Here is a 22,216-nt window from a genome sequence, read left to right as displayed (position 1 = left end):
GCACTGCGATTGTCACGTCGATCCCTGACGCCCGCATGGTCCGATCCGGTGAACCGGCCACCGGTCGACAAAGTGACAGGGTTGTGTCGCCCGCCCCCGTCGTGGCATGGTCGGTGGCGCAACCCCAACTCAACAAACGCGGGAGCTCGCGCCTTGGCGGGCTGAGAGGGTGACTGGTGTCTGTCTGTGGACACCCGGTGTCGCCGACCGCATGAACCTGACCGGGTAATGCCGGCGTAGGGAGTGAACGTCGTTGACGACGCTGGAGAACAAGGCCGCCATCGCACCGAGCGTGACCACCGGGCCGATCACCGGTTCGCACAAGGTCTACCACCGGACCGAGTCCGGGCTCCGGGTCCCGGCCCGGCGGGTGGACCTCTCGAACGGTGAGCACTTCGACGTGTACGACACCTCGGGCCCGTACACCGACCACGAAGCGAAGATCGACGTCCACAATGGACTCCACCCGCTGCGCACCGGCTGGGCCGACGGGCGCACGCACGACACCCAGCTGGGCTGGGCCAAGGCGGGGGTGATCACCCGGGAGATGGAGTACGTCGCCGCGCGCGAGCGCTGCTCCCCCGAGCTGGTGCGCGACGAGGTCGCGCGCGGCCGGGCGGTGATCCCGGCCAACCGCAGGCACCCCGAGTCCGAGCCGATGATCATCGGCAAGAAGTTCCTGGTCAAGGTCAACGCCAACATGGGGAACTCGGCCGTCTGGTCCTCGGTGGAGGAGGAGGTCGACAAGATGGTGTGGGCCACCCGCTGGGGCGCCGACACGATCATGGACCTGTCCACCGGCAAGCGCATCCACGAGACCCGCGAGTGGATCGTGCGCAACTCGCCCGTGCCGGTCGGCACCGTGCCGATCTACCAGGCGCTGGAGAAGGTGGACGGCGACCCGGAGAAGCTTTCGTGGGAGGTGTACCGCGACACCATCGTCGAGCAGTGCGAGCAGGGCGTCGACTACGTCACCGTGCACGCCGGCGTGCTGCTGCGCTACATCCCGCTCACCGCGCGCCGCGTCACCGGCATCGTCAGCCGGGGCGGCTCGATCATGGCCGCCTGGTGCCTGGCCCACCACCGGGAATCGTTCCTGTACACGCACTTCTCCGAGCTCTGCGAGATCCTGCGGAAGTACGACGTCACGTTCTCCCTCGGCGACGGGCTGCGCCCCGGCTCCATCGCCGACGCGAACGACCGCGCGCAGTTCGCCGAGCTGGAGACGCTGGGCGAGCTGACGCACATCGCGCGCGAGCACGACGTGCAGGTGATGATCGAGGGCCCCGGCCACGTGCCGATGCACAAGATCAAGGAGAACGTCGAACTCGAGGAGCAGCTGACCGGGGAGGCGCCGTTCTACACCCTCGGCCCGCTCACCACCGACATCGCACCGGCCTACGACCACATCACCTCGGCCATCGGCGCGGCGCAGATCGGCTGGTACGGCACGGCGATGCTCTGCTACGTGACGCCGAAGGAGCACCTCGGCCTGCCCAACCGCGACGACGTGAAGACCGGCGTGATCACCTACAAGATCGCCGCGCACGCCGCCGACCTGGCCAAGGGCCACCCGCACGCGCAGGAGTGGGACGACGAGCTGTCCAAGGCGCGCTTCGAATTCCGCTGGACCGACCAGTTCAACCTGGCGCTCGACCCGGACACCGCGCGCTCGTTCCACGACGAGACGCTGCCCGCGGAGCCGGCCAAGACCGCGCACTTCTGCTCGATGTGCGGGCCGAAGTTCTGCTCGATGCGGATCACCCAGGACGTGCGCAAGTACGCCGAGGAGCACGGTCTGTCCACTGTGGAGGCCATCGAGGCCGGGATGGCGGAGAAGTCGGCCGAGTTCGGCGAGCAGGGCAACCAGGTGTACCTGCCCGTGGTCGATCGATGACCGTCGTACCGAGGACCGCCCTCACCATCGCCGGATCCGACTCCGGCGGTGGTGCGGGCGTGCAGGCCGATCTGCGCACGTTCTTCGCGAACGGGGTGCACGGCCTGGTCGCGCTCACCGCCGTCACGGTGCAGAACTCGATGGGCGTGCTGGGCTTCACCGAGATCCCGGCGGACGTGGTCACCGCGCAGATCAAGGCCGTGGCGGGCGACATGGGCGTGCACGCGGCGAAAACGGGCATGCTGGCCACCGCCGAGATCATCCGCGCGGTGGCGAAGACGCTCGGCGAGGTCCACATCGGACGGGGCACGCGGACGCCGTTCGTGGTCGATCCGGTGGCGGCGTCGATGACCGGGCACGCGCTGCTGCGCGAAGAGGCGCTGGAGGCGATCCGCACCGAGCTGTTCCCCCTGGCCACTCTGGTCACGCCGAACCTGGACGAAGTGCGGCTGCTCACCGGGATCACGGTCACCGGCGCGGCCACCCGGCGCGCGGCGGCCGAGGCGCTGCTGGAGTTCGGCCCGGACTGGGTGCTGGTGAAGGGCGGCCACCTGCAGGACACCGATACCTGCGTGGACCTGCTCTACGACGGCACCGAGCTGATCGAGCTGAGCGGCGAGCGCATCGCGACGGAGAACACCCACGGCGGCGGCGACACCATGGCCTCGGCCATCACCTCTTCGCTGGCGAAGGGCGCCGACGTGCCGACGGCGGTGGAGCAGGCGAAGCGGTTCATCGAACGGTGCGTCGCGGAGTCCTACCCCCTCGGCGCGGGGGTGGGCCCGGTCTCGCCGTTCTGGCGGCTCGCGGACTGAGCGGCCAGACTGGCACGGTGACCGACGAAACCAGCACCCGCGCCCTGTGGGACAGCCTGCCCGAAGCCCTGCGCACCGAGGTCGACCGGCTGGTCACCGAGCACCGACCGGCGGCCGTGATCAAGCTCGTCCGGAACTGGGGCCTGAGCCCCAAGCCGGGCATCGGGACCAGCCGAGACCTCGCGGAACTGCGGGCCCGCGAGCTGAACATCGGCCCGCGCTTCGACTGATCCCGTGACGAAGCCGGCCCGGCGGCACGAGCCGCCGCAGCGGATTCCGAGTCCGAAGTGGACAGTTGTCTTCGGCCCGGCCGGGGCCACCGCGCGCAGCGATGGCCCCGGTCCGCGAGCCCGGGGTCAGCCGCGGTGGAGCACCTGCGGCAGGACCGTGGTCAGCCCGGTCCAGTCCGAGGTGACCACGGAGGCGTGCTGCTTGGCCAGGTCCGCCACGCGCTGGCCGGCCTGCTCCACGGTCGGGTTGTGGTCGTCGATCGCGGGGGCGACGTTCTGGGCGTCGGTCATCACCAGGTAGTAGTGGTTGCCGTCGTACCAGCCGGGGCCGGTCTGGGTGACCCAGGCATTGGCGTCGCCGTCGAAGACCACGAACCAGGGCTTGAGGTTCGCGCTGTACTTGTCGCGCGGGTCGCCGGCGGCCGCACCGTGCACGGTCGGGAAGATCTGGACCTCGCCCAGCTTCCCGGCGCCCTTGCGCGCCAGCAGGTAGTTCGCGTACTCGACGTCGGTGTGCAGCGTGTCGGTCGGGTTTCCTTCTTCGACCGTGCCCGGGATGATCTCGGTGAGCACCTTGCCGCGCAGGGAGTCCACGCTCGGCCAGTTGTCCGCCTTCGACGCGTCGTCGAGCGTGGCGTAGCCGCCGAGCAGGTCGGCGGGCTTGAACACGGCGCCGCCCAGGTGCGCGCGGAAGGTGGCGTCCAGCTCGTCCGGGCCGAGGCCGTGGTTGTCGGAGAAGCCGGTCTTCATCTCCAGCTTGAGGGTGAGCGGGGTGTGCCCGGGGTGGGCGGCGAGCCAGATCCGGATGTCGTCGAGGCAGTTGTCCAGGTCCTTGTTCGCGCCGCCGGAGTACAGGTCGGCGGCCGAGGACGCGGCCACGCAGTTGTTGGCGTTGCCCAGCGGGTTGGAGTGGCTGACCTTCCACTCGTGCGTGATGACGTCCGGCCAGACGTCCAGCTCGATCAGCGAGGAGCCGTTGTCCAGCGCCTGCGCCAGGTACGGGTACGCCGCCGGGTCGTAGGTGTTGTGCACGCCGACCGTCGTCACGTGCGAGATCTTGGGGCTGTCCGCGCTCGCCGCGCCCGCCCCGGACAGCGTCGCCGCGACGAGCGCACCGACCGCCACGACCACTGAGGAAATCTTCATCCTGGCCCTTTCACCCACCGGAAGTGCAATGGCTCCCACACTGTGCCACCGTGGTGGACTGTGGATGAAGGACAGCTGACCAGATGGACTAGACCAGAAGTCGGAACCCGCCCGTGAACCCCGAGCCCCCCGCCCCGCCCTCCGCGCTGACCATCGCCGGCTCCGACTCCGGCGGCGCCGCCGGGTTGCAGGCCGACCTGCGCACGTTCCTCACCTGCGGGGTGCACGGGCTCGTCGCGGTCACCGCCGTGACGGTGCAGAACACCCTCGGCGTGCACGACCGCCACGACATCCCGCCGCGGATCGTGGCCGGGCAGATCGAGGCGGTGGCCTCGGACATGGGCGTGGGCGCGGCGAAGACGGGCATGCTGGCCTCCGCCGAGATCATCCACGCGGTGGCCGCGGCCTGCGACCGGGCGGAGATCGGCCGGGACGCGAGGGTCCCGTTCGTGGTCGACCCGGTCGCCGCGTCGATGCACGGCCAGCCCCTGTTCGACGAAGCCGGTCTCACCGCGGTCCGCGACGAGCTGCTCCCGCGAGCCACCGTGCTGACCCCGAACCTGGACGAGGTGCGCCTGCTCACCGGACTGCGGGTCACCGACCGCGAAGGCATGCACGCCGCCGCCGTGGTGCTGCACCGCCTGGGCCCGAAGTACGTCCTGGTCAAGAGCGGCCACCTGCTCGCCGACCCCGAGTGCGTCGACCTGCTCTTCGACGGTTCGACCTTCGTGGAGCTGCCCGGCCCCCGCTACCGCACCCCGCACACCCACGGCGCGGGCGACACGATGGCCTCCGCGTTGACCGCCGGCCTGGCCAAGGGCCTGTCGGTGGTGGAGGCTGCCCGGTACGGCAAGTGGTTCGTCTCCCAGGCGGTGGAGCACGCGTACCCGATGGGCGCGAAGGTCGGCCCGGTGTCGGCGTTCTGGCGGCTGGCGCCGGAGCAGCGGTAGAGACCCCGCCCGGTCAGGCTTCGTCGGACAGCAGGGCCTCGAGGGCGGGCAGCGCGGCGGTGAGGGCGTCCCGGTCTTCGGGGGCCAGGCGGTCGAGCCGCCGGTTCAGCTCCTGCACCCGGGTGGACCGGACGCCGGAGACGAGCCGTTCGCCCTCTTCCGTCGCCCGCGCGAGCCAGGCCCGCCGGTCGAGGGGGTCGGATTCACGCGTGACGTAGCCCGACTCGACCAGCGTGGCGACGATCCGCGACATGGTGGCCGCCGCGACGCCCTCCTTGGCCGCGAGGTCACCGAGCCGCAACTGCCCGGAGTGCACCAGCGTGGCCAGGGCCGAGATGGCCCCGTGCCCGGGCCCCGGCACCCCGGCCTGCCGAAGCGACCGCGAAAGCCGGCCCACGGCGAGGTACAACCTGCCCGAGACGTCCTGGACCGAAGTGAGGGTCACGGCTGGCTCCTTCTCCCCGCTCTGCCCGCCGCTGGTGCGCCGGAAAGGTGCCGTCAACCATACGGCCTGACCGTGCTCGCTCCGCGTTAAACGCGGACAAAATCACCACCGCGGTCCACCGACGCGGCCCGGACGCACCCCCCGGCTTCCCGTTCCCGCCCGGCCCCGGGTGGGCGAGCCCTCACCGGTCCGGGCTGGAAGCCCGGGCCCAGAACCGCTGCGGCACCCGGCCCGCCTCCCGGGCCAGCCGCCCCGCCACCACGGCCGAGCGCATCGCCGCGGCCATCCGCTCCGGATCCGTCGCGCGAGTCACCGCGGTCGACAGCAACACCGCGTCACAGCCCAGCTCCATGGCCAGCGCGGCGTCGGAGGCCGTCCCGATCCCCGCGTCCAGCACCACCGGCACCGACGCGCGCGAGACGATCAGCTCGATGTTGTGCGGGTTCCGGATGCCCAGGGCCGTGCCGATCGGGGCGCCCAGCGGCATCACCGCAGCGCAGCCCGCCTCCTCCAGGCGCAGCGCGAGCACCGGGTCGTCGTTGGTGTACACGAGCACCGTGAACCCGTCCGCGACCAGCTGTTCCGCCGCGTCCAACGTCTCGATCGGGTCGGGCAGCAGGGTGCGGTCGTCGGCGTGCACCTCCAGTTTCACCAGGTCGGTCTCCAGCGCCTCGCGCGCCAGCCGCGCGGTCAGCACCGCTTCCGCCGCCGTCCGGCAGCCCGCGGTGTTCGGCAGCAGGCCGATGCCCAGGCGGCGGAGCAGGGCCAGCACCCCGGAGCCGCCACCGGTGTCCGCCTTGCGCATCGCGACCGTCGTCAGCTCGGTGCCGGAAGCGAGCAGCGCGCGCTCCAGCACCGCGAGGTTGGCCGCGCCCCCGGTGCCGATGATCAGCCGGGAAGAGAGCTTGTGCTCGCCGATGACGAGCTGGTCCCCGTCCGCCACGCTCATCCCCCCTGCACCGCGGTCAGCACGTCGACGCTCGCGCCCTTCGGCACCACCGAGCCCGGCCACGCCCCGCGCGGGACGACCTCGCCGTTCACCGCGACGGCCACGCCCGGGCGCGCGATCCCCCGCGCGTCGAGCACGTCGGCCACCGTGGCGCCGTCCGGGAACTCGCACCGGCTCCCGTTGACCTCGATCTCCATCAGACTCGCTCCTTGTCCGGCAAACGGGCGGGGGTGGCCACTCGGATCGCCTCCGGCGGCGGCTGCCCGTCCAGCCACGCGACCACGGCGTCCGCGGTCACCGGCGCCATCAACAGCCCGTTGCGGTGGTGCCCGGTCGCGGCGAAGACCCCGTCGGACAGCTCCCCGACGTACGGCAGCGCGTCGTGGCTCCCGGCCCGCAGCCCGGCCGCGATCTCGACCAGCTCGTACTCGGTGATGCCGGGCAGGATCCGTTCCGCGCCCTCCAGCAGCTCACGGACCCCACGGGCGGTCACGGCCCGGTCGAAGCCCGCTTCGTACTGCGTCGCGCCCAGCACCAGTTCGCCGTCGGCGCGCGGGACCAGGTAGATCGGCCGCCCCTCGACCACCGCGCGCACGGTGCAGGGCGGGGGCGGCAGGCAGTCCCGGCGCGGGCGCAGCCGCAGGATCTCGCCCTTCAACGGCCGGACCGCCTCCGCCAGCCGCGGGTGCAGCCGCCCGGTCCAGGCCCCGGCGGCCAGCACCACGGGCCCGAGACCGTCGAGGTGGTCCACGCGGGACCGGCGGAACTCCACCCCCCGCCGGACGCACGCGTCGAGCAGGGCGGTGAGCAGGGCGCGGTTGTCCACGGCCAGGTCACCCGGCACGTGCAGGCCGCCGCGGACGGCGCCGATCCCCGGCGCCCGCCGCCGCGCCTCGCGCCCGGTCAGCCGCTCGACGTCGCGGCCCAGCGAGCGCAGGTAGCCGGCCAGGATGTCCAGGTGCCCGGCGTCGGCGCGGTCGAACGCGACCACCAGCGTCCCGTGCGCGGCCAGGCCCGGATCGGTGCCCTCGGCGGCCAGCTCGCGGGCGAACTCGGGCCAGCGCCGCAACGACTGCTCGCCGAGGCTCAGCACGTGCTCTTCACCGGGCCACGCCTCGGTCACCGGCGCCAGCATGCCACCGGCCAGCCAGGACGCCCCGCCGCGCGCGGGTTCGGGGTCGAAGACCGTGACCCGGTGGCCGCGCCGGGCCGCCCGCCAGGCCGCGGACAGCCCGATCACGCCGCCGCCGACGACGGTCAGGTTCTCGCTCAAGGGATCACGCTCCCTGCGCCGGCATGACCCGGATCAGGTTCCACGGTCGGAGCGCTCAGCTCCCTCTCAGCCCGTGCCCGGGCTCCCGTGCGGACGGCTCCACCGTAGCGCGCGGGTAACGTCGCCGCCATGCCCGCCCTGACCGGAGACCGGATCCGCGCCCGTCTGGCCGAAGCCCGCCTGTACCTGTGCACCGACGCCCGCTCGTCCCGCGGCGACCTGGCCGAGTTCGTCGACGCCGCGCTCGCCGGCGGCGTCGACGTCGTCCAGCTTCGCGACAAGACGGACGGCGCGCCGCTCGAAGCCAAGCAGGAGATCGCGGCGCTGGAAGTGCTCGCCGAAGCCTGCCGGCGCCATGGCGCGCTGCTGTCGGTGAACGACCGCGCCGACGTCGCGCTGGCCGTCGAGGCCGACGTGTTCCACCTGGGCCAGGACGACATCCCGGTGCCGCTCGCGCGCCGGATCCTGGGCGAAGAGGTGGTCATCGGCCGCTCGACGCACTCGGTCGAGCAGGCTCGCGCGGCCGCCGCCGAGGACGGCGTGGACTACTTCTGCACCGGTCCGTGCTGGCCGACGCCGACCAAGCCCGGCCGCTTCGCCCCCGGCCTCGACCTGGTGCGCGCGACCGCGGCGGACGGGCCGCGGCGGCCGTGGTTCGCCATCGGCGGGATCGACTCCGACCGGCTGCCCGAGGTCCTCGACGCCGGCGCCACGCGGATCGTGGTGGTCCGCGCGATCACCGGGGCCGAAGACCCGAAGGCGGCCGCCCAGGCGTTGAAGCGCCGCCTGGGCTGAACCGTCAGGGCCGAAACCGTCAGGGATTGGCCTTCGTCGGCTGGCCGCCCGGCGAAGTGGGCTGGCTCCGTTGGGTCGGCGACTGGGAGCTGCCGGTGCTCGGCGTCGAACTGGTCGACGGTTCGCTGTCCGACGACGGCCGGCTCGTGGGCGTGGACGAAGAGGTCGGCTCCGCTGAAGACGTCGGCTCGCCGGACGAGGTCTCACGCGGCGGCGCGGTGTTCTGCGTCGTGTCCGGGGTGCGGTCGTCCTGCTTCTGCTGCTGGCTGGTGCCCGGGTCGTGGTAGAAGTTCGCCCCGGCCCGGCCCCCCGTGACGCCCTCCAGGCTGAGCATGAAGACGATCGCGACGGCCGTGGCGATCACGCTGGTGCCGATGACCAGGGGCCAGCGCAGCTTCCGGAGCCGCTCGGCCAGTGAGCCGCCCGCCTCCGGCTCGGTCTCCTCCGGCCCGGAGGGCTTGGGGAGCCGCACCGTCGGCATCTCGGACGGATCGGGAACGCGGGTCGACAGGTACTGGGTCGGCAGCTGGGCCGGGTCTTCCACCGGCTCCAGCCCGCCGACGCCGGTCGCGCGCCGCTGCCCGGCCGTGGCCAGCACGGAGCGCGCCTTCAGCGCGGCGTCGCGCGTGCGCTGCAGCGAGCGCAGGTACAGCTCGCTGCCGACCGTGGTGACGATGCTGGCCACCCCGGCGCCGACCACGGTCCCGGCCACGCCGAGGGTCGATCCGAGCAGGGCCGCCGTCACCGCGGCCAGCGCGGCGGCGAGCACCGGCGTCAGCCGCAGCCCCTTCTTCGTCTCCGTCCCGGACGTTTTCTCTTGCTCCTCGCTCATGATTCCGATCTGCTTGTCCCGCCCATTTTTCCTTACCGGTTCCAACGAGTAAGTCGTCCGGAGCACTCCCTTCGTTGCCCAGAGGTGAGCGACGCCACGTTGACTATCCATAGTGGACGGTCTAAAGCTCACCATCCCCTGACATAATCACCACATGCAACTCGTGACGATCCCCGAAATCGAAGCGGCGGCCCAGCGGGTCGCCGGCACCGCCGTGCGCACGCCCTTGCTCCGCCAGTCCTGGGTTTCCGGTGAGCTGTGGGTGAAACCCGAGAGCCTCCAGCCGGTCGGCGCGTTCAAGATCCGCGGTGCGCACAACGCGATCGCCGCGCTGGACGAGGCCGAGCGCCGGCGCGGCGTCGTCGCCTACTCCAGCGGCAACCACGCGCAGGCGGTGGCCTGCTCGGCGCAGTCCTTCGGGATCCCGGCCGTGATCGTGGTGCCGGACGTGACCCCGCGGATCAAGGTGGAAGCCACCCTCGGCTGGGGCGCCGAGGTGGTCGAGGTGCCCATCGCCGAGCGGGAGAGCGCCGCCCACGCCATCGCCGAGGCGCGCGGACTCACCCTGATCCCGCCGTTCGACCACCGCGACGTGATCGCCGGGCAGGGCACGATCGGCCTGGAGATCGCCGCCGACCTGCCGGAGGTCGACACCGTGCTGGTGCCCGTCAGCGGGGGCGGCCTCGCCGCCGGCGTCGGCACGGCGATCAAGGCGCGGTGCCCGGGCGCCCGGGTCTACGGCGTGGAGCCGGAGCTGGCCGCGGACTCGGCCGAGAGCCTCCGGGCCGGCCACCGCGTCGACTGGCCGATGTCGCGACGGGCCCGCACGATCGCCGACGGCCTGCGCGCGCAGCCGTCCGAACTCACCTTCGCGCACCTGAAGGCCGTGCTCGACGGCATCGTCACGGTGAGCGAGGACGAGATCCGCGACACCGTGCGAGAGCTGGCCCGCCGGGCCCGCCTGGTCGCCGAGCCGAGCGGGGCGACGGCCGTCGCCGCGTTCCTGCACCGCTCCGGCGAGCTGCCGGGCGGGCGCACCGTGGCCGTGCTCTCCGGCGGCAACATCGACCCCGCCCTGCTGGCGGAGCTGCTGGCCTGAACCAGCTCACCAGCCCTTCACGGCCGGACGTGCGTCGGCGGTCCCTCGACCCCGCAGTGGTAGCGGTCACCCGGGTGCGGCGACTCCCCGGCCGGGCGCTCGCCGCCGGTGGGGGCCGGCGGCTCGGCCTCGGCCCCGTCGCCGGTCTCGGCCGCGGTGGCCCCGGACCCGCCGAGCACCCCGTTGTGGATGCCCAGCGCGATCAGCCCGCCCGCCACCGCCAGCACGGCGCAGATGGTCAGGGCCGTCCGCCAGCCGGTGGTCATCGCGACCGGGTCCCGGTAACCCGAACCGGTCAGCCCGGCGGCGGCCGGCAGCACCGCCACCGCCAGCAGCCCACCCGATCGGGCGATCGCGTTGTTCACCCCCGAGGCGACCCCGGCGTAGCGGTCCGGGGCCGCCGCGAGCACCGTGGCGGTCACCGGGGCCACCACCGTGGCCAGGCCGAGCCCGAACACGATCACGCCGGGCAGCACCGAGCCGAGGTACGAGGAGCCGGGACCGACCCGGGTCAGCAGCAGCATCCCGGCGCCGAGCCCGATCGGGCCGACCACCAGCTGGGTCCGCGGGCCGATGCGCTGCGCGAGCGCGCCGGAGCGGCCCGAGAGCAGCAGCATCAGGATGGTGATCGGCAGCCCCGCGAGCCCGGCCGCGGTGGGCGAATAGCCCAGCGAGACCTGCAACTGCAGCACCATCAGCATGAACACGCCGCCGAGCGCGGCGTAGACCACGAAGGTCAGCCCGTTGGACAGGGTGAACGTGCGGTCGCGGAACAGCGCGGGCGGCACCAGCGGCTCACGCGAGCGGTGCTGGAGCCGGACGAACGCGGCGAGCCCGAGCACCCCGACGGCCAGCGCGACCAGCACGACCGGGTCGCCGATCCCGCGTCCGGGCGCCTCCACCAGCGCGCCCGTCACCCCGGCCAGGCCGGCGGCGCCGAGCGCGGCGGCGCCGAAGTCCGGGTGGCCGGTGGCGTCCGGGTCCCGCGACTCGGGCACGTAGCGGCGCGCCATCAGCACCACCACCACGGCCAGCGGCAGGTTGATCAGGAACGCCAGCCGCCACGACCACAGCTGCACCAGCAGCCCGCCGACCAGCGGGCCGACGGCCGAGGCGATGCCGCCGAGCCCGGACCAGGCGCCGATCGCGCGCGCCCGGTCGTCCCGCGCGAAGGCGGACTGCAGGATCGCCAGCGAGCCGGGGGTGAGCAGCGCGCCGCCGACGCCCTGCAGCACGCGGAACGCCACCAGCGTCTCCGTGGACGTCGCCGCGGCGCACAGCCCGGAGGCGACGCCGAACCAGACCACGCCCACCAGGTACACCCGCCGCCGCCCGTACCGGTCGCCGAGGGAGCCCGCGACCAGGATCAGGGCGGCCAGCGCGAGCAGGTAACCGTCGAGGATCCACTGCAGCCCCGCGACGGAGGCGTGCAGCTCCTCGCCGATCCGCGGCAGCGCGACGTTGACCACCGTGCCGTCGAGCATCGCCATGCCCGAGCCGAGGATGGTCGTCCAGAGCACGCCCCGGGCCACGGGGGTGCCCCAGCGGATCCCGGTGGCTTCGGCCGCGGTCACCGGTGCTGCTTCGAGTCCATGCGCACACGGTGGCGTGGCCGCGGTCCGGGCGCAAGCACCCGATCCGGGATCACGGCAGCAGCGTGGTGACGAACTTGTAGCGGTCGCCGCGGTAGATCGCCCGGGCGAACTCCACCGGCTTGCCGTCGGTGGCGAAGGAGTGCCGGGTCAGCATCAGCACCGGCATGCCGACGTCGGCGCCGAGCATCTCGGCCTCCTGCGGTCCGGCGAGCGAGGTCTCGATCGTCTCCTCCGCGCGCTCCAGCTCGACCCCGTAGTGCTCGCGCAGCACCGCGTACAGCGAACCGCCCGCGGTGATGTGCTTGCGCAGCCCGCGGAACCGGCCGAGCGGCAGGTGCGTGGTCTCCAGGGCCATCGGCTGGGAGTCGGCCAGCCGCAGCCGGCGCAGCCGGAGGATCTTCGCGCCCGCGCGGATCGCCAGCAGCTTGGTCATCTCGCCCTCGACGGCCAGTTCCTCGACCTCGAGCAGTTTCGACGAGGGCTTCAGGCCCTGCTTGCGCATGTCCTCGGTGTAGGAGGACAGCTGCAGCCGCTGGGCCAGCTTCGGTTCCGCGGCGAAGGTGCCCTTGCCCTGCACGCGGTGCAGCCGTCCCTCGGCGGTCAGGTCCGCCAGCGCCTGGCGCACCGTGGTGCGGGACACGGTGAACTCGCCCGCCAGCGCCCGTTCCGTCGGGATCGGCGAACCCGGCGCCACCGCGTCGAGCAGGTCCAGCAGGTGCTGTTTCAGCGCCCAGTACTTGGGTTCACGCTGCCCGCGCACACCCGCCGTGGTTCCCGCCTCACCCGCGGGGGATGTCTCCAACATGAACGGCTCCCTCACTAACGCGCCACTTGCCCACCAGGAAACGTACCCTTCACCACAAACGCTCCGCCCGGCTAGCATTGGTCTAGACCTAACCGCACGCCGCTCAGCACCACCCGGGGCCCCGGTCCCGGCGGAGAGGAAAGTGATGACCCAACAACACCCCGGCGAGCACATGGCCGCGGAAATCTCGGAGCAGCCTGCCGTACTGGCCGGACTGGTCGAGCGGCAGGCCGGAATTGCGGAAGTAGCCGAAAAGGTTTCACAAAATCCCCCGCGTTTCGCTCTGCTCGCCGCCCGTGGTTCCAGTGATCACGCTGCGTTGTACGCGAAGTACCTGATCGAGGTACTCCTGGGCCTGCCCGCGGGTCTGGTGTCGCCGTCCACCGCGACGCTCTACGGCGCGCGACCGGACCTGCGTGACGTGCTCTTCGTCACCGTAAGCCAAAGCGGCGGTTCGCCGGACCTCATCGAGGTGACCGAGGCGGCGCGGCGGCAGGGCGCGTTGACCGTTTCGGTCACGAACACCCTCGACTCGCCGTTGCGCGCGGCGGCGGAGCTGGGCGTGGACATCGGCGCCGGGGTGGAGAAGGCCGTCGCGGCGACCAAGACGTACTCCGCGACGCTGCTCGCGCTGTACCTGTTCATCGACGCCATCCGCGGCGGTCAGGGCGCCGACGCGGAGAAGCTGGGCGAGCTGGCCCAGCAGACGCTCGACGGCGCGGCCGAGGGCGTGCAGCGCGCGGTGGACCGCTACCGCTTCGTCGACCGCGTGCTCACCACCGGCCGCGGCTACTCGTACGCGACCGCGCTGGAAGGCTCGCTGAAGCTGGCCGAGACGAGCTACCTCGCGGCCCGCGCCTACAGCGGTGCGGACCTGCTGCACGGTCCGGTCGCGGCGGTCGACGGCGAGACCGCGGTGCTCGCGGTCACCAGCGCCGGGCCGGGCGGCCGGGCGATGGCCGAGGTGCTCGACGCCGTCGGCAAGCGCGGCGCGGACGTGCTCGCGGTGGGTTCGGCGGCCGCGGAGGTGCCGGCCGCGTTGCGGATCCCGGTGGCGCCCTCGGCCGAGGAGCTCGCGCCGATCCTGGAGATCCTGCCGGTCCAGCGGATCGCGCTGGGCCTCTCGCTGGCCCGCGGCGGCGACCCGGACAGCCCGCGCGGACTGCTGAAGGTCACCAAGACCCGGTGAGCCTGGTGGTCGGCGTCGACGCCGGCGGTACCTCGACCCGAGCGATCGTGGTCGACGCCGCCGGCGTGGTGCTGGGCTCGGCGGCCGGCGAGGGCGCGAACCCGAACGCCCACTCGCCCGAGGTCGCGGCCGGCCGGATCGCGGCCGCCATCGCGACCGCGCTGGACGGGCGGACCGGGGTGGCCGCCGGGGTGGTCGGCCTGGCCGGGGTGAGCAAGCTCTCCGACCCGGCCGTCGCGGCGGTGTTCGAAGCGGCGTGGCGGCGGATCGGGCTCGGCGGCCTGGTCCGCCCGGTGGCCGACGCCGAGGTGGCGTACGCCTCGGCCACCTCGGCCCCGGACGGCACCGTGCTCGTCGCCGGCACCGGCTCCATCGCCTGCCGCATCCGCGGGCGCCGCACCACGGCCCGGGCCGGCGGCTACGGCTGGCTGCTCGGCGACGAGGGTTCGGCCTACTGGCTCGGCCGCGAGGCGGTCCGGTCCACTTTGGCGGCTCTGCGCGGCGGGGCCGAACTGACCGGGCTGGCGGCCGCCGTGCTCGCGGCCGCCGCGGAACCGTCCGCTGTGGACGCCGGGCTGGGCCGGGCGGCGGGCGACCCGGGACCGGACGCGGCCGAGGGGAGCACGAAGGCGACGCACCCGGCGATGGTGACCGCTGCGGGCGCGGACGGCGCTGGAGCCGATTCCGGTCACCCGGATTTCCACTCTCTCCACAGGGGACTGGCCACCGAGGCCGGCCGAGCCGCCGCCGCGAACGCGCTCATCACCAAGGCCAACGCCGAACCGCCCGTGCGGCTGGCCCGGTTCGCCCCGTTCGTGAGCGCCGCGGCGGCGGCCGGGGAGCCGGCGGCGGCCGACATCGTCACCCGCGCGGCCGATTCACTCGTCGCGCTGGCGCTCGCCACGCGCGAACCCGGCGAGTCGACCCCGCTGGTTCTGGTGGGCAGCGTGCTGTCCGGAAGCAGTCCGGTGGGGGCCGCCGTGCGCGCCGGCCTCCCCGGTCTCGACGTGCTGACCAGCTCCGACGGGGTGCTGGGGGCGGCCTGGCTGGCCGCGGTCGAGGTCTGGGGCGAGACCGCCCCGCGGCCTTCCCGATCGTGAATACCACCGAAAACTGGTTCGAAGAGCCGAAACCGTCGACTAAGGACCGGTGATCCGGGTACCGTGGGAACCGGCCCCCGGACCCTCCCCCCTCGCCGGGGGCCGCCTTATGTCCCGGGCCGGTTGTCGGCTCCGGGTTCCCGGATCACGCGCAGGCCCGGATGATCCGCCGGCAGGGCCTTGTACAGCACCCAGCCGCTCACCGCGATCGTCGCCGCCACCAGCGGCCAGGACAGCACGCTGCGCGCGATGCCGAGCGCGACCACCTGCCCGGACCACCACAGCAGCCCGTAGACCACCACCCGCGCCAGGTACTGCAGCACCCACACCCAGCTCGCCCACGAGTAGGCGCGCAGCAGCGCGGGGTCGCGGCGCCAGCGGGTCTTCTGGCCGACCAGCAGCCCGACGATCACCCCGAGCAACGGCCAGCGCACCGCGATGCTGGCCGCGAAGAGCAGCGCACTCGCCGCGTTGGACAGCAGCTGGAGCAGGAAGAAGTCCTGCGCGCGGCCGGTGTGCAGCGCGATCAGCGCGGCGATGACCACGGCGGCCAGGCTGACCACCACCGCGCGCGCCTTGCCGCCGCGCGCCACCCGGTAGCCGCCGAGCAGCACCGCGACCACGATGGCCACGCCGGCGCCCCAGCCGATCGATCGGCCGGTGGCGAGCCAGCCGGCCACGAACGCGACCGGCGGGACGCTGGCGTCGATCGCCCCGCGGTGGCCGCCGAGGATCTGCGTGAGCGATTCGCGCGCCGGTGTCTGGTCTTCCGTCACCTTCCCAGCCTGCCGGATCCCGGCCGGGCGCTCCCGGCGGGGAGACCTTCACCACACCTCGGCCGCGAGAAGGACCCGATCAGCCCCTCGCGCTGGCGATTCACCTGTTCGCCACCTGGTGAAGTTTGCGTAATGTCCGCGCGGACGGGGCCGACAAGAGACGAGACTGTGTCCTCCACCTGAATTCACGGGTGGCCTCCGGGAAGGATACGGGGACGTCCGATCGTTAGTTGGGGTGTACAACTACATACCGGGGCAGGCGCGGCAAGGCGGGAAGGGGAACCCAGCGTGTACGGAATCGACAGTTATGTGGCCATCGGTGACAGCTTCACCGAAGGCCTCAACGACGGACTGCCGGACGGGTCCTTCAGGGGCTGGGCGGACCGGCTCGCGGAGGTGCTCTCCGGGGGTGAGCCGGGTTTCCAGTACGCCAACCTGGCCCTGCGCGGCAAGATGCTCGACGAGATCATGGCCGAGCAGCTCCCGATCGCCCTGGAGCTCCAGCCCGACCTGGTCACGGTGTGCGCCGGGGGCAACGACATCATCGTGCCGGGCGCGGACGTGGACGCCGTCGCCGCGCACCTGGAGGACGGGGTGGCGAAGCTGCGCGCGGCCGGCATCCCGGTGGTCATGTTCAACGGCCCCGACCTCAAGACGCTGTCCGTGATGAGCGTGCTGCGCGGCAAGGTCGGCATCTACAACACCCACCTGTGGGCGATCGCCGAGCGCCACGGCGCGAAGATGGTCGACCTCTGGACCATGGCCCCGCTGCACGACCGCCGCGCCTGGAGCGACGACCGCCTGCACTTCACCCCGGACGCGCACCGCCGCATCGCGCTGCTCACCGCCGAGGTGCTGGGCGTGCCGGTGGAGGAGAACTGGCGCGAGCCGTACCCGGAGGGCACCGAGCCGCTCACCTGGATGAGCTCCCGCCGCTCCGACCTCACCTGGACCAAGACGCACCTGCTGCCGTGGATCCGCCGCCAGATCAGGGGCGAGTCCATGGGTGACGGGCTGGTGCCCAAGCGCCCGCAGCTGTCCCCGCTCGGGCAGGCCGAGGCCGCCGCCCTGGAGCTCGAGGTGCGCAACTTCCAGGACAACGCCACCGCTTCCTGACCGCTGCCGTTCGCCCGGAGGTCCCGCTCACCCCGGGGGGTGAGCGGGACTTGCGCGTCCGGTCGCCCCCATCGGTCCTGCCCGCCCGGACGGCGGGGCCCGACCAGGTCGCCAAGGGACAGGCACCGGCCTAAGGTCGGCGTATGTCCGGTACCCGCGGCTGGCTCCGCCTGATCCCCGTAGCGGTGGTCGTGACGGCCCTGCTCGCGGGGCTGGCCACCTGGATCGGCGGGTCCGGTATCGAGTCGAACCTCGGCGAGCGGTCACGCTCCGCGCTCACCGCGGCCGGGATCACCGGCGGCGACGTGGCGTTCTCCGGCCGTCAGGCCACCTTGTCCGGCTTCCCCGCCGAGCAGGCCGGCCGGGCGCTCGGGGTGGTCCAGGGAGTGGACGGGGTCGAATCCGCACAGGTCTCGGGGGGCGGCGCGCCGAGCCCACCCGCGCCCGGACCGAGCAGCGCGCCGCCGAGCACGCCGCCCCCGCCTTCCAGCGAACCGCCGCCGAGCCCGAGCACCACCCCGTCCACGCCGCCGACCGACCGCGCGGGCCTGCAGGACGCGCTGGACAAGCAGCTCGGCGACACCCCCATCACGTTCAAGCCCGACAGCGCGAAGCTCACCGACGACGGCGAGCAGGCCGCGCGCGGCCTGGCGAAACTGCTCACGGACGCGCCGGACAGCCTGCGCTACCGCATCACCGGATACGTCGCCGACAGCCCGGGCGGGCGCACGGCCGCGCTCCGGCTCGCGCAGAACCGCGCGCGCACGGTCGTGCGGCTGCTCACCGGCGAGGGCGTGCCGGCCGACCGGCTGCTGGCCCGCGGCACCAGCGCGACCGCACCCGGCACCGGTGAAAACGGCGGGGACGACCGGCGCGTCGAGATCACAGTCGAAGAGAGGTGATGGCGGATGCTCTGGCTCTTCGGACAGATCTGGCTCTGGCTGCTCATCGCGTTCCTGCTCGGGGCCGCGGTGATGTGGCTGCTGATGCGCGCGACGCGGCCGAAGCCGGTGGCCGAGCCCGAGGTCTACGAGCACGACGAGGCCGAGGACGAGCCGCTCGACGTGCCGGCGCCGCTGGAGGCCGAGCGGACGCAGTACATCCCGCCGGTCGGCCACTACGAGTACGAGGAGCAACCCGAGCGGGTCTACAACGACTACCCCCAGGTCGACCCGGACGAGCCCTACGAGCCGGAGCACCGCTCCGACGGCCGGCTGCCCGAGCCCGAGGCCCGGCTGTCGGGTGATCTCGGCTGGCCCGCCGACGCGGAGACGACCGGTGGGTGGGAGCGGGCGGGCCGGCCCGCGCCGCGGCGGCCTGGGCGCGGTGGCTGACACCCGCCTGGTAAGTTCGGCTACGCACTGTGAGCGGGAGCCGGCGAGCCCCGGACGAGGTCAGGAGGTCCGATGGCGCTCCCGCACTGGACGTCGCAGAACCTGCTGCCCCCGGGCCGGCACCCCGCGGACCTGGCCGACGTCTACGAGCGGCTGGTCTTCGACGCGCCGTACCAGAACGAGCGCGAGATCCTGTTCAGCGCCCTCAACAGCTACCTCGGGGTCGCCCGCCGGGTGATCTCTTCCGGGCGTGCCTGGGTCAGCGGCGCGTTCGTCACGCGGACGACGCCGCACCCGCCGCAGGGCCTCGACGTGGTGCTGATCCCGGACGAGTGGGGCGCGCTCAAGCGGCTCGACGAGCACGGGCGCACCGCGTTGTACGGACTGCTCACCCTGCGCGGCATCATCGTCGGGCAGCCCGCGATGTACCTCGACCAGGTGCAGCCGGTCGGCGGCATGCTCGACGGCTTCCTGTGCCGCCCGGGCGACGAGGACGTGTGGGAGGCCGTGTGGGCCGACGGCGGCAAGGGGTTCCCGGAGATGGTCTGGTGAGCAACGAGTTCCGGCGGATCGCCGACGAGGTCCCCGGCGGCACCTGGCTCGACGACCTGGCCCGCGCGTCCGCGATGGCGGCCAACGCGAAGTTCGAGCGCACCTCGCGCTCGCCGCTGCTGCACGTGTCGGTGATCGGCGAGACGCACATAGACGCCTACACCTTCTCCGACATCAGCCGCGCGCTCCAGGACGCGACGGCGAAGATCGGCCACATCATCCGCAACCCGTCCAACGAGGTCACCTTCGTCCAGCAGGCCGATCGGGACAAGGCGCCGCTGATCCAGCGCGGCCAGGCGGGCAACGCGATCTTCTTCGGCTTTCCCGAGCCCGCGCTCGAAGACGCGCTGATCCACGACGGGATCGAGACGTTGTCCGAGCGCGCGGTGAAGGAGCTGTGCGACTTCCTCCCGGCGAACGGCTCCGACGACGGCGCGCTCGACGCCGTGCTGCTACAGCGCGACACGGTCCGCAACGCGGTGAGCGACGTCGTCAACGCGGTCAGCAAGCACGCCGGCATCGGCATGGCGCTCACGCCGACGGCGGGCGAGCAGCTGACCCGCAGCATGACCACGGAGCAGGCGCGGGTGCTGCAGGGCAGCCTGCGTGAATCCCGCGAGGCCGTCGGCTACGAGACGGTGAGCGGACGGCTCGACGGCGTGCGCACGCGGCGGCGGATCTTCTACCTGGAGCGGGAATCGGGCGGGACCATCCAGGGCGCGGTCGCCCCGGACCTGCTGGACCAGATCAAGGAGAACCTCGACCGCCCGGTGACCGCCCGGCTCCGGGTGGTGCGCACGACCACCATCGACGGCCGGCGCGGGCGCCCGGTGCACGAGCTGCTGGAGATCACCCCCGAAGTGAACCTCTTCGATCACTGAACCCACTGGCGCGAATTCGTCCGCGGGCATTCCACGGGTATTTCCCCCGGCCCTGCGTCACGCCTTTTTCGATCATGATTTTTCGTTGAACTTTCCAGTAAACCAGCAGGTCGAGGCCGGGTACGGGGACAGTGAATGACCGGAGACCGTCGGATGCGGTGAAATGGTGACATTTTCCAGTAGGTAACGATTTCGGCTAGGGTCGCACTTCTGGGTTAACGTCGTCGCACTTCGACCCGAAGGGCCCCACGCATGACGTCCGATCAGCGGTATCCCCTCGCCCCCGCGCGCCACAGCCGCCCACCCGCTCCCGTCTCCGTCACGCAGCGCCGCGCCCCGGCCAAGCCGAAGCCGAACTTCTTCGCCGTCGTCGCGCTGCTGTGCGGGCTCGCGGCCATCGCGGTGGCCTTCACGGCGAACCTGGGGTATCTCGCGTGGCCGCTCGCGGGCCTCGGCCTGGTCCTCGCGATCGCCGGCCTGGTGCAGTCCGGCCGCGGGGTGCTCGGCGGACGGTCCCTGGCCGTGCTCGCCCTGCTGGCCTCGGTGACCGCGGCCCTGCTGTCCGGCGCGACGATGCTGTTCCCGACGGCGTTCGGCGCCACCGGTTCGAGCGGACTGCACCTGCCGCCGCTCTCCGGCGACAAGCACACGGTGGACTACGTGGTGACCTCGGCCGGCGGCGCGACCGTCCGCTACGGCACGCTGAACGACCAGCGCACCGACGACGCTCCCCCGAGCACCGACCAGTGGCACGGCAAAGCCTCCTACAACGGCGGAACCCCGATCCTGTCCCTCACCGCCGACAGCTCGAACACGGGCGCCAGCAACCAGATCAGCTGCACCATCACGGTCGACGGCCGCGTGGTGGCGGAGAACAGCGGGACGACGATCGCGCTGTGCACGGCCAACGTGGAGTAGCCGAGGGCCCGGTCGGAGTCGCTTCGGCCACCGGCGATCCGCGGCGAGGTGAGCGGGTGGGCCGCGCGCCGATCCCAGGGCGCGGAGTTCCACAGCGCGAGGTCCCACCGCTCTAAGTCCAGCGGCGCGAGGTCCCAGGTCCGGCCAGGACGCGGCGAGGGGCCTGGCGGCCGGCCGGCCTACCCCCAATTCGGCCGGCCAACCGCCACCGAGCCGCTCCTGGCGGCTCTCCCGGACCCGGCCGCGAGCGGTCGCGGGTCCGTGGTGCCGGCTTCTCCGACTGCCCCTCCCCTAGGGCTCCACCGGCACTGGACGGACCCTACGCGGGCCCGTCGCGAAGCCGCTAAGAAACCACTAAGGATGCCCGTCCAGGGTATGCTCCACCTGCGAAAACCTTGATCAAACCGATCCTTGCGCCGGGTCCGTGCGGCGCGCTCCCGGACCGGTCCACCCCGGATTGGGCTATCCTGGCCGCGGGCCGTGACTGGCGCTGGGGTGGAGTCACCACCGGGGAGCGGCCCGGCGATCCCGCCACCGCCGCGCGCCTGGGCATCCGATGCGATCCCCGGGAGCCGCCCGTGTCCACACCGCCTGCGTCCACACCTACCGCGTTCACACCGCCCGAGTCCACACCGACCACGGCCCGTCTGATGGACGGGCGCGAACTCGCCCGCCGCATCGTCGAGCGGGCCACCGCCGAGGCCGCCGCGTTCACCGAGCGCACCGGGGGCGCGCCGTGCCTGGCGACCGTGCTGGTGGGTGACGATCCCGCGTCCCGCACCTACGTGCGGATGAAGCAGGCCCGGTGTGCGAAGGCCGGGATCTCCTCCCGGCCCGTCGCGCTGCCCGCGGCCACCTCCACCGCGCAGCTCGTCGCCACCATCACCGAACTGTCCGAAGACCCTGGGGTGCACGGGATCCTGCTCCAGCACCCGGTCGGCCCCCACCTCGACGAGCGCGCCGCGTTCGAGGCCATCGCGCCGGGCAAGGACGTCGACGGGGTCACCGCCCGCTCGTTCGCCGCGATGGCGCTGGGGACGCCCGGTTTCACCTCGTGCACGCCGGGCGGGATCGTCCGGCTGCTCGACGAGTACGGCGTGGATCCGGCCGGGCGGCGGGCCGTGGTCGTCGGGCGCAGCGCGATCCTCGGGCGGCCGATGGGCCTGCTCCTGCTCGGACGTGACGCCACCGTCACCTACGCGCACTCGCGCACCAGGGACCTCGCGGAAGTGGTGCGGGAGGCGGACATCCTCATCGCCGCCGTCGGGAAGCCGCGGTTCATCCGCGGTGCGGACGTGAAACCGGGTGCGGTGGTCATCGACGCCGGCTACAACCCGGGCAACGTCGGCGACGTCGACTTCGAAAGCGTGCGGCACCGCGCGGGCCTGATCACCCCCGTCCCCGGCGGCGTCGGCCCGATGACCGTTGCGGTGCTGCTGGCCCAGACCGTCGCCGCCGCCCGGTCCGCGACCGCGCAGTAGCAGCGGTTCGTGAGTGGCTGGGCCCGCCCCCGCCCAGC

General features: G+C 72.8%; 24 protein-coding genes and 3 riboswitches. Of the genes, 15 read left to right on the top strand and 9 right to left on the bottom strand.

What is annotated here, in order from left to right:
- Positions 1–128 precede the first annotated feature (128 nt).
- Positions 129–260, top strand: a riboswitch (TPP riboswitch).
- The 3 genes from thiC to NYF13_RS09165 all read left to right on the top strand — a co-directional run bounded on the left by thiC (position 254) and on the right by NYF13_RS09165 (position 2,942).
- The gene (thiC, locus tag NYF13_RS09175; protein WP_315655609.1) at positions 254–1,897 is read left to right on the top strand and encodes a phosphomethylpyrimidine synthase ThiC; all 1,644 of its coding nucleotides are present in this window, start codon (positions 254–256) and stop codon (positions 1,895–1,897) included. It overlaps the preceding riboswitch by 7 nt.
- Positions 1,894–2,712, top strand: a complete 819-nt coding sequence (gene thiD, locus NYF13_RS09170; protein WP_315655608.1) for a bifunctional hydroxymethylpyrimidine kinase/phosphomethylpyrimidine kinase — start codon at positions 1,894–1,896, stop codon at positions 2,710–2,712. Before thiC ends, thiD (NYF13_RS09170) begins: the two co-directional genes overlap by 4 nt.
- A 17-nt stretch (positions 2,713–2,729) precedes the next feature.
- The gene (locus NYF13_RS09165) at positions 2,730–2,942 is read left to right on the top strand and encodes a hypothetical protein (protein ID WP_315655607.1); all 213 of its coding nucleotides are present in this window, start codon (positions 2,730–2,732) and stop codon (positions 2,940–2,942) included.
- A gap of 126 nt (positions 2,943–3,068) precedes the next feature.
- Here NYF13_RS09165 and NYF13_RS09160 read toward each other — a convergent pair whose 3' ends face one another.
- Positions 3,069–4,088, bottom strand: coding sequence for a phosphatidylinositol-specific phospholipase C domain-containing protein (locus NYF13_RS09160; RefSeq protein WP_315655606.1), 1,020 nt, complete (start codon positions 4,086–4,088; stop codon positions 3,069–3,071).
- A gap of 113 nt (positions 4,089–4,201) precedes the next feature.
- On the opposite strand from NYF13_RS09160, the gene thiD (NYF13_RS09155) reads away from it, so the two are divergent.
- Complete coding sequence (thiD, locus tag NYF13_RS09155) at positions 4,202–5,038, top strand: bifunctional hydroxymethylpyrimidine kinase/phosphomethylpyrimidine kinase (protein WP_315655605.1); 837 nt, start codon at positions 4,202–4,204, stop codon at positions 5,036–5,038.
- Between the two features lie 13 nt (positions 5,039–5,051).
- Here the strand turns inward: thiD (NYF13_RS09155) and NYF13_RS09150 are convergent, their stop codons facing one another.
- From NYF13_RS09150 to thiO, 4 genes are all read right to left on the bottom strand, one after another.
- Complete coding sequence (locus NYF13_RS09150; RefSeq protein WP_315655604.1) at positions 5,052–5,483, bottom strand: MarR family transcriptional regulator; 432 nt, start codon at positions 5,481–5,483, stop codon at positions 5,052–5,054.
- A gap of 181 nt (positions 5,484–5,664) precedes the next feature.
- Positions 5,665–6,432 carry a thiazole synthase gene (locus tag NYF13_RS09145; RefSeq protein ID WP_315655602.1) on the bottom strand — a complete coding sequence of 256 codons (768 nt, stop codon included), beginning with the start codon at positions 6,430–6,432 and terminating at the stop codon, positions 5,665–5,667.
- Positions 6,429–6,629: a sulfur carrier protein ThiS gene (thiS, locus tag NYF13_RS09140; protein ID WP_315655601.1), complete on the bottom strand. Its 201-nt coding sequence runs from the start codon at positions 6,627–6,629 to the stop codon at positions 6,429–6,431. Before thiS ends, NYF13_RS09145 begins: the two co-directional genes overlap by 4 nt.
- Entirely contained in the window at positions 6,629–7,705 is a 1,077-nt protein-coding gene (gene thiO, locus NYF13_RS09135) for a glycine oxidase ThiO (RefSeq protein WP_315655600.1), read from the bottom strand. The genes thiS and thiO overlap by 1 nt, the downstream gene beginning before the upstream one ends.
- A riboswitch (TPP riboswitch) is annotated at positions 7,699–7,804 on the bottom strand. (Overlaps the previous gene by 7 nt.)
- Before the next feature lie 30 nt (positions 7,805–7,834).
- Between thiO and thiE the strand changes: the two genes are divergently transcribed.
- The gene (gene thiE, locus NYF13_RS09130; RefSeq protein WP_315655599.1) at positions 7,835–8,500 is read left to right on the top strand and encodes a thiamine phosphate synthase; all 666 of its coding nucleotides are present in this window, start codon (positions 7,835–7,837) and stop codon (positions 8,498–8,500) included.
- Between the two features lie 19 nt (positions 8,501–8,519).
- Here thiE and NYF13_RS09125 read toward each other — a convergent pair whose 3' ends face one another.
- On the bottom strand, positions 8,520–9,332 hold the full coding sequence (locus NYF13_RS09125) for a hypothetical protein (protein WP_315655598.1): 813 nt from the start codon (positions 9,330–9,332) through the stop codon (positions 8,520–8,522).
- Positions 9,333–9,486: 154 nt separating this feature from the next.
- Here NYF13_RS09125 and NYF13_RS09120 point away from each other — a divergent pair, with 154 nt between their 5' ends.
- Complete coding sequence (locus NYF13_RS09120) at positions 9,487–10,431, top strand: threonine/serine dehydratase (RefSeq protein WP_315655597.1); 945 nt, start codon at positions 9,487–9,489, stop codon at positions 10,429–10,431.
- A 17-nt stretch (positions 10,432–10,448) separates the two neighbouring features.
- Here NYF13_RS09120 and NYF13_RS09115 read toward each other — a convergent pair whose 3' ends face one another.
- The gene (locus NYF13_RS09115; RefSeq protein ID WP_315655595.1) at positions 10,449–12,005 is read right to left on the bottom strand and encodes an MFS transporter; all 1,557 of its coding nucleotides are present in this window, start codon (positions 12,003–12,005) and stop codon (positions 10,449–10,451) included.
- Between the two features lie 70 nt (positions 12,006–12,075).
- Positions 12,076–12,831: a GntR family transcriptional regulator gene (locus tag NYF13_RS09110; RefSeq protein WP_315655594.1), complete on the bottom strand. Its 756-nt coding sequence runs from the start codon at positions 12,829–12,831 to the stop codon at positions 12,076–12,078.
- 145 nt (positions 12,832–12,976) lie between these two features.
- Between NYF13_RS09110 and NYF13_RS09105 the strand changes: the two genes are divergently transcribed.
- Positions 12,977–14,020, top strand: coding sequence for an SIS domain-containing protein (locus NYF13_RS09105; RefSeq protein WP_315655593.1), 1,044 nt, complete (start codon positions 12,977–12,979; stop codon positions 14,018–14,020).
- On the top strand, positions 14,017–15,120 hold the full coding sequence (locus tag NYF13_RS09100; protein WP_315655592.1) for a BadF/BadG/BcrA/BcrD ATPase family protein: 1,104 nt from the start codon (positions 14,017–14,019) through the stop codon (positions 15,118–15,120). The genes NYF13_RS09105 and NYF13_RS09100 overlap by 4 nt, the downstream gene beginning before the upstream one ends.
- Before the next feature lie 107 nt (positions 15,121–15,227).
- Here NYF13_RS09100 and NYF13_RS09095 read toward each other — a convergent pair whose 3' ends face one another.
- Complete coding sequence (locus tag NYF13_RS09095) at positions 15,228–15,896, bottom strand: DUF3159 domain-containing protein (protein ID WP_315655591.1); 669 nt, start codon at positions 15,894–15,896, stop codon at positions 15,228–15,230.
- Positions 15,897–16,184: 288 nt separating this feature from the next.
- Between NYF13_RS09095 and NYF13_RS09090 the strand changes: the two genes are divergently transcribed.
- The 7 genes from NYF13_RS09090 to NYF13_RS09060 all read left to right on the top strand — a co-directional run bounded on the left by NYF13_RS09090 (position 16,185) and on the right by NYF13_RS09060 (position 22,178).
- Positions 16,185–17,012, top strand: a complete 828-nt coding sequence (locus NYF13_RS09090; protein WP_315655589.1) for an SGNH/GDSL hydrolase family protein — start codon at positions 16,185–16,187, stop codon at positions 17,010–17,012.
- A gap of 143 nt (positions 17,013–17,155) precedes the next feature.
- The gene (locus NYF13_RS09085) at positions 17,156–17,914 is read left to right on the top strand and encodes an OmpA family protein (RefSeq protein WP_315655587.1); all 759 of its coding nucleotides are present in this window, start codon (positions 17,156–17,158) and stop codon (positions 17,912–17,914) included.
- A 6-nt stretch (positions 17,915–17,920) separates the two neighbouring features.
- Complete coding sequence (locus NYF13_RS09080; protein WP_315655586.1) at positions 17,921–18,346, top strand: LapA family protein; 426 nt, start codon at positions 17,921–17,923, stop codon at positions 18,344–18,346.
- Positions 18,347–18,418: 72 nt separating this feature from the next.
- Positions 18,419–18,898: a DUF6932 family protein gene (locus NYF13_RS09075; RefSeq protein WP_315655585.1), complete on the top strand. Its 480-nt coding sequence runs from the start codon at positions 18,419–18,421 to the stop codon at positions 18,896–18,898.
- A complete protein-coding gene (locus NYF13_RS09070; protein WP_315655583.1) occupies positions 18,895–19,779 on the top strand; it encodes a hypothetical protein in 885 nt (294 codons plus the stop codon). Before NYF13_RS09075 ends, NYF13_RS09070 begins: the two co-directional genes overlap by 4 nt.
- Positions 19,780–20,031: 252 nt before the next feature.
- Positions 20,032–20,697, top strand: coding sequence for a DUF4190 domain-containing protein (locus NYF13_RS09065; RefSeq protein WP_315655582.1), 666 nt, complete (start codon positions 20,032–20,034; stop codon positions 20,695–20,697).
- A 470-nt stretch (positions 20,698–21,167) separates the two neighbouring features.
- Positions 21,168–21,255, top strand: a riboswitch (ZMP/ZTP riboswitch).
- 92 nt (positions 21,256–21,347) lie between these two features.
- Complete coding sequence (locus NYF13_RS09060) at positions 21,348–22,178, top strand: bifunctional 5,10-methylenetetrahydrofolate dehydrogenase/5,10-methenyltetrahydrofolate cyclohydrolase (protein ID WP_315657274.1); 831 nt, start codon at positions 21,348–21,350, stop codon at positions 22,176–22,178.
- Positions 22,179–22,216 lie beyond the last annotated feature (38 nt).

The organism is Amycolatopsis sp. PS_44_ISF1 (genome assembly GCF_032335455.1).
Taxonomy (GTDB): domain Bacteria; phylum Actinomycetota; class Actinomycetes; order Mycobacteriales; family Pseudonocardiaceae; genus Amycolatopsis.
This window is presented reverse-complemented; position numbering and strand designations above follow the sequence as displayed.

Coding starts and splice junctions, on each gene's coding strand:
- thiD (WP_315655608.1), top strand. CDS start 1,894: ATGACCGTCGTACCGAGGACCGCCCTCACCATCGCCGGATCCGACTCC.
- NYF13_RS09160 (WP_315655606.1), bottom strand. CDS start 4,088: ATGAAGATTTCCTCAGTGGTCGTGGCGGTCGGTGCGCTCGTCGCGGCG.
- NYF13_RS09145 (WP_315655602.1), bottom strand. CDS start 6,432: ATGAGCGTGGCGGACGGGGACCAGCTCGTCATCGGCGAGCACAAGCTC.
- thiS (WP_315655601.1), bottom strand. CDS start 6,629: ATGGAGATCGAGGTCAACGGGAGCCGGTGCGAGTTCCCGGACGGCGCC.
- thiE (WP_315655599.1), top strand. CDS start 7,835: ATGCCCGCCCTGACCGGAGACCGGATCCGCGCCCGTCTGGCCGAAGCC.
- NYF13_RS09125 (WP_315655598.1), bottom strand. CDS start 9,332: ATGAGCGAGGAGCAAGAGAAAACGTCCGGGACGGAGACGAAGAAGGGG.
- NYF13_RS09120 (WP_315655597.1), top strand. CDS start 9,487: ATGCAACTCGTGACGATCCCCGAAATCGAAGCGGCGGCCCAGCGGGTC.
- NYF13_RS09110 (WP_315655594.1), bottom strand. CDS start 12,831: ATGTTGGAGACATCCCCCGCGGGTGAGGCGGGAACCACGGCGGGTGTG.
- NYF13_RS09105 (WP_315655593.1), top strand. CDS start 12,977: ATGACCCAACAACACCCCGGCGAGCACATGGCCGCGGAAATCTCGGAG.
- NYF13_RS09085 (WP_315655587.1), top strand. CDS start 17,156: ATGTCCGGTACCCGCGGCTGGCTCCGCCTGATCCCCGTAGCGGTGGTC.
- NYF13_RS09080 (WP_315655586.1), top strand. CDS start 17,921: ATGCTCTGGCTCTTCGGACAGATCTGGCTCTGGCTGCTCATCGCGTTC.
- NYF13_RS09075 (WP_315655585.1), top strand. CDS start 18,419: ATGGCGCTCCCGCACTGGACGTCGCAGAACCTGCTGCCCCCGGGCCGG.
- NYF13_RS09065 (WP_315655582.1), top strand. CDS start 20,032: ATGACGTCCGATCAGCGGTATCCCCTCGCCCCCGCGCGCCACAGCCGC.
- NYF13_RS09060 (WP_315657274.1), top strand. CDS start 21,348: ATGGACGGGCGCGAACTCGCCCGCCGCATCGTCGAGCGGGCCACCGCC.